The 11413-nt window shown below is 58.5% G+C and carries 11 protein-coding genes; 9 read left to right on the top strand and 2 right to left on the bottom strand.

Features of this window, described 5'->3' with window-relative positions; translation table 11 throughout:
• Positions 1-3234 (bottom strand): ribonuclease E, encoded by a 3234-nt coding sequence (gene rne / locus H8B20_RS08160; RefSeq protein WP_210622804.1) that lies wholly within the window; start codon positions 3232-3234, stop codon positions 1-3.
• A 698-nt stretch (positions 3235-3932) separates the two neighbouring features.
• Here rne and rluC point away from each other — a divergent pair.
• Genes rluC through sppA form a run of 3 tightly spaced genes read left to right on the top strand, consistent with a single transcriptional unit; the run spans position 3933 to position 6555 of the window.
• A complete protein-coding gene (gene rluC, locus H8B20_RS08165; RefSeq protein WP_042560440.1) occupies positions 3933-4892 on the top strand; it encodes a 23S rRNA pseudouridine(955/2504/2580) synthase RluC in 960 nt (319 codons plus the stop codon).
• Positions 4879-5541 carry an HAD-IA family hydrolase gene (locus tag H8B20_RS08170; RefSeq protein ID WP_201231019.1) on the top strand — a complete coding sequence of 221 codons (663 nt, stop codon included), beginning with the start codon at positions 4879-4881 and terminating at the stop codon, positions 5539-5541. The genes rluC and H8B20_RS08170 overlap by 14 nt, the downstream gene beginning before the upstream one ends.
• A gap of 24 nt (positions 5542-5565) precedes the next feature.
• Positions 5566-6555, top strand: a complete 990-nt coding sequence (gene sppA, locus H8B20_RS08175) for a signal peptide peptidase SppA (protein ID WP_210622805.1) — start codon at positions 5566-5568, stop codon at positions 6553-6555.
• A 119-nt stretch (positions 6556-6674) separates the two neighbouring features.
• Here the strand turns inward: sppA and H8B20_RS08180 are convergent, their stop codons facing one another.
• Entirely contained in the window at positions 6675-7253 is a 579-nt protein-coding gene (locus H8B20_RS08180; RefSeq protein ID WP_210622806.1) for a Maf family protein, read from the bottom strand.
• Between the two features lie 105 nt (positions 7254-7358).
• Here H8B20_RS08180 and H8B20_RS08185 point away from each other — a divergent pair, with 105 nt between their 5' ends.
• The 6 genes from H8B20_RS08185 to acpP all read left to right on the top strand — a co-directional run bounded on the left by H8B20_RS08185 (position 7359) and on the right by acpP (position 11349).
• A complete protein-coding gene (locus H8B20_RS08185; RefSeq protein WP_042560436.1) occupies positions 7359-7886 on the top strand; it encodes a YceD family protein in 528 nt (175 codons plus the stop codon).
• A 13-nt stretch (positions 7887-7899) separates the two neighbouring features.
• Positions 7900-8082: a 50S ribosomal protein L32 gene (gene rpmF, locus H8B20_RS08190; RefSeq protein ID WP_008152339.1), complete on the top strand. Its 183-nt coding sequence runs from the start codon at positions 7900-7902 to the stop codon at positions 8080-8082.
• Between the two features lie 4 nt (positions 8083-8086).
• The gene (gene plsX / locus H8B20_RS08195; protein ID WP_080896053.1) at positions 8087-9097 is read left to right on the top strand and encodes a phosphate acyltransferase PlsX; all 1011 of its coding nucleotides are present in this window, start codon (positions 8087-8089) and stop codon (positions 9095-9097) included.
• 123 nt (positions 9098-9220) lie between these two features.
• A complete protein-coding gene (gene fabD, locus H8B20_RS08200; protein WP_042560434.1) occupies positions 9221-10159 on the top strand; it encodes an ACP S-malonyltransferase in 939 nt (312 codons plus the stop codon).
• Positions 10160-10175: 16 nt separating this feature from the next.
• On the top strand, positions 10176-10916 hold the full coding sequence (fabG, locus tag H8B20_RS08205) for a 3-oxoacyl-ACP reductase FabG (protein ID WP_042560433.1): 741 nt from the start codon (positions 10176-10178) through the stop codon (positions 10914-10916).
• A gap of 196 nt (positions 10917-11112) precedes the next feature.
• The gene (gene acpP / locus H8B20_RS08210; RefSeq protein WP_003442511.1) at positions 11113-11349 is read left to right on the top strand and encodes an acyl carrier protein; all 237 of its coding nucleotides are present in this window, start codon (positions 11113-11115) and stop codon (positions 11347-11349) included.
• Positions 11350-11413 lie beyond the last annotated feature (64 nt).

The following is an 11413-nucleotide window of genomic DNA, read 5'->3' on the forward strand; positions in this document are numbered from 1 at the left end:
TCAGACGAGTGGTTTAGGCTCGTGTTCTTTTTCCTGGGCCTCTTCGTGTTGCTGTGCCGCGTCCTGAACGGAGCGTGGCGCTTCAGCGATCACCGATTCAACCGTAGCTTCTTCGGCAGTCGGGGCAGAAGCTGCCTCAACCACTGGCTCGGCAACAACCGGAGCAGAAGCTGCTGCCAGCTCGGCTTCCTTCGCCAGACGCTCTTCTTCACGCTTGCGACGACGCACTTCACGCGGGTCGTTCGGCGCGCGGCCGCTTGGCGTCAGCGCGCTGACCGGAGCAGTTTCAACCACTGGGGCTGGTGCTTCGGCAACCACTGGAGCCTCGACGACTGGCGCTTCAACGATTGGCGCTGGAGCCGGTTCGGCAACCTTGGCTTCTTCAACCACTGGCGCTTCGTATGCAGGCGCTGGTGTTTCAGCGGCGGCAGGCTCAGCTACCCAGTTGAATGCAGTCTGCTCTTCGCGAACTTCACGCACGGTTTCGGTCACGGTTTCAGCGACGGTTTCGACAACCGGCTCTGCAGCGACGACTGGCGCCTCGACGACTACCGCAGGTTCGGCGGCAGGTTCAGCAAAAGCTTCAAACTGAACCTGGGTTTCGCGAACCGGTGCTACTTCAACTTCCGGAGCTGCTGTCACTTCCACTGGAGTGGTGGCTTCAACAACCGGAGCTTCTACTGGAGCAGTTTCCAGAGTAGCGGCGGTGGCACGTTCGGCTTGCTCGTGAGCTTGTGCTTCAGCCGGAGCGCTGATGACGCTGCTGGCAACGGCGGTAGTCACGGCCAGGCCAGCGGCCAGATCGGCAGTGCTTGGGCCTTCAGCGTTTTCGTCGGACTCGGACTCTTCCGAACCTTCGATCACGTTGCCATTGGCATCACGCTGACGCTCACGACGGTTGCTGCGACGACGCTGACCGCGGGAGCGACGACGTGGGCGATCGCCTTCGGCGCTCTCCGAACCGTCTTCCGGCAGTTGCTCTTCGTTGCTGATGACTTCTTCTTCATCGGCAACGGCAGCAGCTGCCTGCTCGGCGCGCGGTTGACGTTCTTCACGCGGTGGACGCGGTGCGCGCTCTTCACGTGGCTGGCGGGCCGGACGCTCTTCAGCGGTCACGGCTGCGGCTACAGCTGGAGCGGCATCCAGTGGCTCGCGCAGTTCACGAACACGTTCTTCACGCTCGCCACGTGGCTTGCGATCTTCACGTGGAGCGCGTGGTGCACGCTCTTCACGCGGGGCGCGTGGTGCGCGTTCTTCGCGGGCGGCTGGCGCTTCGGTGCGGGCTTCACGAGGCTCGCGAACTTCACGGGCTTCACGAGGCTGACGCTCTTCACGCGGCTCACGTGGGGCGCGCTCTTCACGCGGTGCGCGTTCTTCGCGCGGCTTGCGTTCTTCATCGCGGCGACCGTTACGGTTGCGGCTCTGCTGACGACCGTTGCGACGCTCTTCGTTACGGGCCGGGCGTTCGGTGGCCGGTTTTTCAACCACCACCGGAGCGGCTGGCTCTTCCTTGGTAGCAAACAGGCTGACCAGCGACTTCACCAGACCTTTGAACAGGCTTGGTTCTGGTATGGCCGCTGGAGCAGGCGCTGGTGCGGCAGGTGCTGCAACTTCGGTCGGAACCGGAGCGTTGGCGCGAGCCGGAGCAGTCTTGACCGCGGCTTCCTGGCGAACCAGGGTGCGGGTCGCAGCGGCTGGCTGGACTTCTTCGACTTCGGCAGCGGCTGCAGCGATTTCGTAGCTGGACTGGTTGGTCGCGGCTTCCGGGCTGTCATCACGCAGACGCTGAACTTCGAAGTGCGGCGTTTCGAGGTGATCGTTCGGCAGAATGATGATGCGGGCACGGGTGCGCAGTTCGATCTTGGTGATCGAGTTGCGTTTTTCGTTGAGCAGGAACGCAGCAACCGGGATCGGCACCTGGGCGCGGACTTCGGCGGTGCGGTCTTTCAGTGCTTCTTCTTCGATCAGGCGCAGGATCGCCAGCGACAGCGATTCAACGTCGCGGATGATGCCGGTGCCGTTGCAACGCGGGCAAACGATGCCGCTGCTTTCGCCCAGCGATGGACGCAGGCGCTGACGGGACATTTCCAGCAGGCCGAAGCGCGAGATACGGCCGATCTGCACGCGAGCGCGGTCGGCTTCCAGGCATTCGCGGACTTTCTCTTCCACGGCGCGCTGGTTCTTGGCAGGGGTCATGTCGATGAAGTCGATGACGATCAGGCCGCCGATGTCGCGCAGGCGCAACTGACGGGCGATTTCTTCAGCCGCTTCAAGGTTGGTCTGCAGGGCGGTTTCTTCGATGTCGCTGCCTTTGGTGGCGCGGGCCGAGTTGATGTCGATGGACACCAGGGCTTCGGTCGGATCGATAACGATGGAGCCGCCGGAAGGCAGTTCGACGACGCGCTGGAAAGCGGTCTCGATCTGGCTTTCGATCTGGAAACGGTTGAACAGCGGAACGCTGTCTTCGTACAGCTTGATCTTGCTGGCGTACTGCGGCATCACCTGGCGGATGAAGGTCAGGGCTTCGTCCTGGGCTTCAACGCTGTCGATCAGCACTTCGCCGATGTCCTGGCGCAAGTAATCGCGGATAGCGCGGATGATCACGTTGCTTTCCTGGTAGATCAGGAATGGCGCGGCGCGATCCAGCGAGGCTTCTTTGATGGCGGTCCAGAGTTGCAGCAGGTAATCGAGGTCCCACTGCATTTCTTCGCTGCTGCGGCCAAGGCCGGCAGTGCGCACGATCAGACCCATGTCGGCTGGAGCAACCAGACCGTTCAGCGCTTCACGCAGTTCGTTGCGCTCTTCGCCTTCGATGCGACGGGAGATACCGCCGGCACGCGGGTTGTTCGGCATCAGTACGAGGTAACGACCGGCCAGGCTGATGAAGGTGGTCAGGGCTGCGCCCTTGTTGCCACGTTCTTCTTTCTCGACCTGAACGATGACTTCCTGGCCTTCGCTCAGGACGTCCTTGATGTTGACGCGGCCTTCAGGGGCTTTCTTGAAGTATTCGCGGGAGATTTCTTTGAGGGGCAGGAAGCCGTGGCGCTCAGAGCCGAAGTCGACAAAGGCAGCCTCAAGGCTTGGTTCGATGCGAGTGATCTTGCCTTTATAGATATTGGCTTTTTTCTGCTCGCGTGCACCGGATTCGATGTCCAGGTCGTAGAGGCGTTGACCATCTACCAGTGCAACACGCAACTCTTCGGGTTGAGTTGCGTTAATCAGCATTCTTTTCATGTAGTACCGTCGGTTTCCGGGCTGCCGGAAACGGCGTTCGGCACACACGACTTCTCACGGTCGGTGTCAGGTGCGTCGGGAGTGGTTGGCCATTCCCGTGTCTAGCGATTGCGACCAATTGGGCCGAGACCGCGACGTACGCGTCCTGCTTGCTGTGGCTACTTAAGCACTCAGTCAGGAGGAGGAATCAACCAGCGGCTGTGGACGAGATGAAGCGTCTTGATAAAGCCTAATGCTACACAGTCCAGCGGTTGTGCATCTCCACCCTACACGTATCCCTGATAATTCGGGTGCTGCCGCGCGCAGAATCCGCAACGGGTTGGCATTTACCGTGAGCTCCGAAAGGGGAGGTCACGCATCATGGCTAATTTAGGCGTTGTTTCCGAAACCTGCGCTCGGGGTCATTCACAGCTGACTGCACTTTGTGAACTGGCCTTGAATGTTTGCCTGCCAGGCGAGTAAAAACTCTGCTCGGCGGTGTGATTCAGGCCTTATGTCACCTGCGCTTGTTACAACTGCAAACTCCACCGTTACGTAGCGAAAGCCCCGTAGGACGGCCTCGCGTCCTGGTGAATTGCGTTGGTCAGGGCCGGTTTTTGACCGTGGTTCCGCTGTCCAGGCCGCTTTTGGCGGCGTTCGCGACTATAGCAGCAATGATTAAGTGCTTCAAATCCATAAAAATTGTTATCATCCGCGCCATGACAACTACTGCCCCTTCGACTCCAGGCGTTCAACTGCTTGAAGTCTCGCCGGAGTATGCCGGCCAACGAATCGACAATTTTCTCCTCGCCCGGCTCAAAGGTGTGCCCAAGACTTTGATTTACCGCATTTTGCGCAAAGGCGAAGTGCGTGTGAACAAAGGTCGGATCAAGCCCGAATACAAGCTGCAGGCCGGTGATGTCGTGCGCGTTCCGCCCGTTCGCGTGCCTGAGCGTGACGAGCCGGTGCCTCTGGCGCAGGGCCTGTTGCAGCGCCTGGAAGCCTCGATTGTCTTCGAAGACAAAGCCCTGATCGTGATCAACAAGCCTGCGGGCATTGCGGTTCACGGTGGCAGCGGCTTGAACTTCGGTGTGATCGAAGCCTTTCGTCAGTTGCGTCCGGATACCAAAGAGCTGGAGCTGGTTCACCGTCTCGACCGCGACACTTCCGGCCTGCTGATGATTGCCAAGAAGCGCAGCATGCTCCGTCACTTGCACGAGCAGTTACGCGGCGATGGCATCGACAAGCGCTACATGGCGCTGGTGCGCGGCAACTGGGCGACCTCGATCAAGAAAGTCAGCGCACCATTGCTCAAGAGCAACTTGCGTTCCGGCGAGCGCATGGTTGAAGTCAATGAAGAAGGCAAAGAAGCCCTGACCCTGTTCAAGGTGCTGCGCCGCTTTGGCGACTTCGCGACCATGGTCGAAGCCAAGCCTGTGACCGGTCGCACCCACCAGATTCGCGTTCACACCCTGCATGCCGGGCATTGCATTGCTGGCGACAGCAAGTATGGCGACGAGGGTTTCACCAAGGAAATCCGAGATCTGGGCGGCAAGCGCCTGTTCCTGCATGCTTACATGCTGACCGTGCCGCTGCCGGATGGCGACAAGCTGACCTTGCAGGCGCCGGTCGATGAAATGTGGGCCAAGACCGTGGAGCGATTGAGTGCGCCCATCTGATTACAAACTGCTGATTTTCGATTGGGACGGCACGCTGGCCGATTCCATTCATCGTATCGTCGAGGCCATGCATTCGGCGTCCGGGCGCTCCGGTTTCGAATTGCGTGATGATTTTGCCGTCAAAGGCATCATCGGTCTTGGCTTGCCCGAGGCGATCCGCACTTTGTATCCCGAAATCAGCGACGCCGAAATGACCTTGTTTCGTGAGTATTACGCTGATCACTACATTGCGGCAGAGGCTGTGCCTTCGCCGCTGTTTGAGGGGGTCGTCGAATCAATGGCGTCCTTTCGTGAGCAGGGTTATCACCTCGCTGTCGCGACCGGCAAGAATCGGCGAGGACTGGATCGGGTGCTCAAGGCCAATGGCTGGGAAGAGTATTTCGACATTACCCGCGCGGCCGATGAAACTGCGAGCAAGCCGCACCCTCTGATGCTGGAGCAGATACTTGCTCATTGCGGTGTGCGTGCCGAACAGGCGCTGATGGTCGGGGATTCGTCCTTCGATCTGCTGATGGCGCGTAACGCGGGGATGGATTCGGTAGCGGTCAGTTATGGCGCGCAATCGATCGAATCGTTGCAGCAGTTCGAGCCGCGTCTGTCGATCGACCGTTTTTCCGAATTGCATGCCTGGCTGGCGCAGCAGGCTTAATACGTTTTTGCTGGGGTGGATGGCATGACCGACGAATGGAAAGCACCGGCCAAGGCAAGTGCCGACGACGGTGACGAGAAGAGCTGGAAGCTGCTGGAAAAGACCCTTCTGGCGGGTGTGCAGGAACAGCGTCGTTCGCGGCGCTGGGGGATTTTTTTCAAGCTGCTGACATTTGTTTACCTGTTTGTCGCGCTGATTCTGTTCACGCCGCTGATGGACATGGAAAAAAGCGCCACTCGCAGCACCAACTACACAGCGCTGATTGACGTCACAGGCGTGATCGCCGACAAAGAACCGGCCAGTGCCGACAACATTGTCGGCAGCCTGCGCGCTGCGTTCGAGGACAAGAAGGTCAAGGGTGTCATCCTGCGGATCAACAGTCCGGGTGGCAGTCCTGTGCAGTCCGGTTATGTGTATGACGAGATCAAGCGTCTGCGTGGCTTGCACCCCGAGATCAAGCTGTATGCGGTGATTTCCGATCTCGGTGCGTCTGGTGCGTATTACATCGCCAGCGCTGCGGATCAGATCTACGCCGACAAGGCGAGTCTTGTGGGTTCCATTGGTGTTACAGCGGCCGGTTACGGCTTTGTCGGCACCATGGAGAAGCTGGGAGTCGAGCGTCGCACGTACACGTCTGGCGAGCACAAATCGTTCCTTGATCCGTTCCAGCCGCAGAAGCCTGAAGAAACGGCGTTCTGGCAAAGTGTGCTGGACACCACGCACAAGCAGTTCATCAACAGCGTCAAGCAGGGTCGTGGCGATCGCCTGAAGGATAAAGAGCATCCGGAGCTGTTCTCCGGGCTGGTCTGGTCTGGCGAGCAGGCGCTGCCGCTGGGTTTGATCGATGGTCTGGGCAGTGCCAGTTCGGTGGCGCGTGATGTGGTCGGCGAGAAAGAGTTGGTGGACTTCACCGTCCAGGAATCGCCGTTTGATCGCTTCTCGAAGAAACTTGGCGCCAGTGTGGCCGAGCAGTTGGCGATGTGGATGGGTTTCCACGGGCCATCGTTGCGTTAATTGGTTGTAGCGATCAAAAGATCGCAGTCTGCGGCAGCGCCTGCAGGTTCGATGTTCATTCGCATTATTTGCGATGACGCGAACCCTGTAAGAGCTGCCGCTGGCTGCGATCTTTTGCTTTAAGGAATCTGTACGCCTTCAAGTAGCAGCATATCGATCAGGCGAATCAGCGGCAGGCCGATCAGGCTGGTAGCGTCAGGGCCTTCGGTGGACTGGAACAGGCTCACGCCCAGGCCTTCAGCCTTGAAGCTGCCTGCGCAGTCGTAAGGCTGCTCGATGTGCAGGTAACGCTCGACCCGTGCCTGATCGAGCTGGCGCATGTGCACGGTGAACGGTACGCAGTCGACCTGGCATTGCCCTGTCTGGCTATTGAGCAGCGCTAGGCCGGTGAGAAAAGTCACGCTGGCGCCACTGGCGGCCATCAGTTGCTCGCGGGCCTTGTCGAAAGTGTGCGGCTTGCCGATGATCCGGTCGCCGAGTACGGCTACCTGGTCGGAGCCAATAATCAGGTGAGCGGGGTGGCTGTTGGCCAATGCTCGGGCCTTTTGTTCGGCAAGACGTTTGACCAGCTCGATTGCCGGTTCGCCGGGACGGTGGCTTTCATCGATATCTGGCGAGCTGCAGACGAATGGCAGGTGCAGGCGGGAGAGCAATTCCCGGCGATAAGTCGAGCTTGAAGCAAGTAATAAAGGCAGCATTTGCGTCTCCTGAGGCAGATGTGAATTCTAGCGGAGGCACGCAAGTGACGGACAGGGCACAATTTCCTTTGACATGGGTGGGGGCATCCCTATAATGCTGCGCCTATGTTGAATGACCCGATTCCACCTCACGTTGACCCGCGCAAATTGGCTGATCGTGGCACCACCATCCAAGGTGAGCTGCTACTGGCCGATTTGAAGAGACTCTGCGACCCGCTTTCCGACACTGTCGGTACGGTGCAGGCGAAATTCGTTTTTGAACGAGATGAACGTAAATCTGTGGTAATCCACAGCTTTATCGACACCGAGGTCAAAATGGTTTGCCAGCGTTGTCTTGAGCTGGTCACCCTGCCGATCCACAGCGAATGCAGTTACGCTGTGGTTAAGGAGGGTGCGAATACCCAGTCGTTACCGAAAGGTTATGACGTGCTGGAACTGGGCGAAGATCCATTGGATCTGCAGTCACTGGTCGAGGAGGAGCTTTTGCTTGCCTTGCCTATCGTGCCTGCTCATCATCCGGAAGAATGCCAGCAGCCGGCGGGGTCAGATGAGCCCGAACCGAGCGAGGACGAGGTAACGCGGTCCAACCCGTTCAGTGTATTGGCGCAGTTAAAGCGTGACCCAAACGTTTAGGAGTTAATCAATTATGGCTGTTCAGCAGAACAAAAAATCCCGCTCTGCTCGTGACATGCGTCGTTCGCACGACGCCCTGACGGCGAGCACTCTGTCTGTAGAAAAAACCACTGGTGAAATTCACCTGCGTCACCACGTATCGCCAGAAGGCGTATACCGTGGCCGTAAAGTGATCGACAAGGGCGCTGACGAGTAATCACTTGTCTGCTCAAGTCATCGCGATTGACGCAATGGGCGGGGACTTCGGTCCCCGCAGCATTGTTCAGGCCAGCCTTGCTTGCCTGTCTGCTACACCCTCGCTGCACCTGACCCTCGTCGGTCAACCCTCCCTTCTCGAAGAATTGATCAACGGCCAATCGGCTGCCGATCGCGCGCGCCTGACGATTGTGGCGGCCAGCGAAGTCATCACCATGGACGAAAAACCGACTCAGGCCCTGCGTGGCAAGCCGGACTCGTCGATGCGTGTTGCTCTTGAACTGGTGCGTGATGGCAAGGCTCAAGCCTGTGTCAGTGCCGGCAATACCGGAGCGTTGATGGCGCTGTCGCGCTATGTGCTGAAGACCTTGCCGGGTATCGATCGTCCCGCGATGGTTGCAGCCATTCCGACGCAGAAAGGTTATTGCCAGTTGCTTGATCTTGGCGCCAACGTCGATTGCAGTGCGGAGCATCTGTTGCAGTTTGCGGTGATGGGCTCGGTGGCGGCGCAGACGCTGGGTATTGCTCGCCCTCGGGTGGCGTTGCTGAACATCGGCACCGAAGACATCAAGGGCAATCAACAGGTCAAGTTGGCGGCAACGCTGTTGCAGGCGGCCAGAGGCATTAACTACATCGGTTTCGTCGAGGGTGACGGCCTGTATCGCGGTGAGGCGGATGTGGTGGTGTGCGACGGGTTTGTCGGCAACATTCTGCTCAAGTCCAGCGAAGGCCTGGCCACGATGATTGCTGCGCGCATTGAGGCGCTGTTCAAAAAGAACATGGCTTCGCGCGCAATCGGTGCCTTGGCGCTGCCATTGATGAAGCGCTTGCAGGCAGATCTGGCACCGGCGCGACACAATGGCGCAAGCTTTCTTGGCTTGCAGGGCATTGTGGTGAAAAGCCACGGTTCGGCGGGAGTTCAGGGCTTTCAGAGTGCGATTCAGCGTGCGCTGATCGAGATTCAGGAGAACCTGCCCGAGCGCCTTCACGGGCGTCTGGAGGATTTGTTGTCTTAGGCGTTTTCGTCGGACAATGCTTAAATGTGACCGCCCGGTTCAAAGGGCCATCCAACTGTCAGTTTCTTGCGTCCCCCAGTGGGGCGTCATTTTCCGACGACAAGATCATTAGGGGCTTGTTACATGTCTGCTTCCCTCGCATTCGTCTTTCCAGGACAAGGTTCGCAGTCCCTCGGCATGCTGGCCGAGCTGGGCGCGCAACATCCATTGATCCTCGAAACTTTCCAAGAAGCCTCCGCTGCTCTGGGGTATGACCTGTGGGCACTGACCCAGCAGGGGCCGGAAGAGCTGCTTAATCAAACCGACAAAACCCAACCGGCCATTCTGACCGCATCGATCGCCTTGTGGCGTCTGTGGCTGGCTGAAGGTGGTGCGCGTCCGGCATTTGTTGCCGGTCACAGCCTGGGTGAATACAGCGCGCTGGTGGCTGCCGGCAGCCTGAGTCTGGCTGATGCGGTAAAGCTCGTTGAGCGCCGTGGCCAGCTGATGCAGGAAGCGGTTCCGGCCGGGCAGGGCGGCATGGCTGCCATTCTGGGTCTGGAAGATGCTGACGTGCTGGCGGCCTGTGCTGAAGCGGCACAGGGCGAAGTGGTCAGCGCCGTCAACTTCAACTCCCCGGGCCAGGTTGTAGTGGCCGGTGCCAAGGCTGCCGTCGAGCGCGCCATTGAGGGCTGCAAGGCGCGTGGCGCCAAGCGTGCCTTGCCGCTGCCGGTGAGCGTGCCGTCGCACTGCGAGCTGATGCGTCCGGCTGCCGAGCGCTTTGCCGAATCCATAGCCGCCATTAACTGGCAGGCGCCGCAGATCCCGGTGGTACAGAACGTCAGTGCACAAGTGCCGGCCGATCTGGAAACCCTCAAGCGTGATCTGCTCGAACAACTCTACAAGCCAGTACGCTGGGTCGAGTCCGTACAGACACTGGCCGCCAAGGGCGCGACAAATCTGGTCGAATGTGGCCCGGGCAAAGTACTGGCGGGTCTGAACAAACGTTGCGCCGAAGGCGTTTCGACTTCCAACCTCAATACCCCAGACGCTTTCGCTGCCGCTCGTGCAGCGCAGGCCTGAATCAGGAGAAACTTGCATGAGTCTGCAAGGTAAAGTTGCACTGGTCACCGGTGCAAGTCGCGGTATCGGCCAGGCTATCGCACTGGAGCTGGGCCGTCAGGGCGCCATCGTTGTGGGTACCGCAACCTCCGCCAAGGGTGCCGAGGCGATTGCCGCCACGCTCAAAGAGCACGGCATTCAGGGTACCGGTCTGGAACTCAACGTCACCAGCGACGAATCCGTCAGCAAAGTGATCGCGACCATTCAGGAGCAGTTCGGTGCACCGGCGATTTTGGTCAATAATGCCGGCATCACCCGCGATAACCTGATGATGCGCATGAAAGATGACGAATGGTACGACGTGATCGATACCAACCTGAACAGTCTGTATCGCCTGTCCAAGGGCGTTCTGCGCGGCATGACCAAAGCCCGTTGGGGTCGAATTATCAGTATTGGCTCGGTGGTGGGTGCCATGGGCAACGCAGGCCAAGTAAACTATGCAGCCGCCAAGGCCGGTCTGGAAGGTTTCAGCCGTGCAATGGCGCGTGAAGTCGGTTCGCGTTCGATTACGGTCAACTCGGTAACCCCAGGGTTTATCGACACCGATATGACCCGCGAACTGCCTGAAGCACAGCGTGAAGCCTTGCAGACGCAGATTCCGCTGGGTCGTCTGGGACAAGCTCAAGAGATCGCGTCTGTGGTCGCTTTTCTTGCATCCGACGGTGCGGCATACGTTACTGGGGCTACAATCCCGGTGAACGGTGGGATGTACATGTAAGTAAAATGTGACGGATTGCTTCAAAAAAATGTCATACGAGCTGTCTAAAATCCGTTATAAAGCTGCAATCTATTTATAGGCAGAGGGCCGCAGGGTTTGAGGAGTGAAGCTTTCAGTTGAAAAACTGAAAAGTCTTTCTATACACTTACCCACTGGCCAGCTGCCTGAATTTGTCCATTAGGAGTGAAAACAAGGTATGAGCACCATCGAAGAGCGCGTCAAGAAAATCGTTGCCGAGCAACTGGGTGTTAAAGAAGAAGAAGTGGTTAACACCGCTTCCTTCGTAGAAGACCTGGGTGCCGACTCCCTTGACACCGTTGAGCTGGTGATGGCTCTGGAAGAGGAATTCGAGACCGAAATCCCTGACGAAGAAGCTGAGAAGATCACTACTGTACAAGCTGCAATCGATTACGTTACAAACCACCAGGCTTAATAGCTTGTAATCGTTGCTTGCTGTCATGGAAAAACCGCACTGCCATCACGGCGTGCGGTTTTTT

Source organism: Pseudomonas sp. P42, assembly GCF_017973755.1.
In the GTDB taxonomy this organism is placed as follows: domain Bacteria; phylum Pseudomonadota; class Gammaproteobacteria; order Pseudomonadales; family Pseudomonadaceae; genus Aquipseudomonas; species Aquipseudomonas iridis.

What these genes read in the sequence shown, in the direction of transcription:
- rne (WP_210622804.1), bottom strand. Translation starts at nt 3,234, where the DNA reads ATGAAAAGAATGCTGATTAACGCAACTCAACCCGAAGAGTTGCGTGTT.
- rluC (WP_042560440.1), top strand. Translation starts at nt 3,933, where the DNA reads ATGACAACTACTGCCCCTTCGACTCCAGGCGTTCAACTGCTTGAAGTC.
- sppA (WP_210622805.1), top strand. Translation starts at nt 5,566, where the DNA reads ATGACCGACGAATGGAAAGCACCGGCCAAGGCAAGTGCCGACGACGGT.
- H8B20_RS08180 (WP_210622806.1), bottom strand. Translation starts at nt 7,253, where the DNA reads ATGCTGCCTTTATTACTTGCTTCAAGCTCGACTTATCGCCGGGAATTG.
- H8B20_RS08185 (WP_042560436.1), top strand. Translation starts at nt 7,359, where the DNA reads ATGTTGAATGACCCGATTCCACCTCACGTTGACCCGCGCAAATTGGCT.
- rpmF (WP_008152339.1), top strand. Translation starts at nt 7,900, where the DNA reads ATGGCTGTTCAGCAGAACAAAAAATCCCGCTCTGCTCGTGACATGCGT.
- fabD (WP_042560434.1), top strand. Translation starts at nt 9,221, where the DNA reads ATGTCTGCTTCCCTCGCATTCGTCTTTCCAGGACAAGGTTCGCAGTCC.
- fabG (WP_042560433.1), top strand. Translation starts at nt 10,176, where the DNA reads ATGAGTCTGCAAGGTAAAGTTGCACTGGTCACCGGTGCAAGTCGCGGT.
- acpP (WP_003442511.1), top strand. Translation starts at nt 11,113, where the DNA reads ATGAGCACCATCGAAGAGCGCGTCAAGAAAATCGTTGCCGAGCAACTG.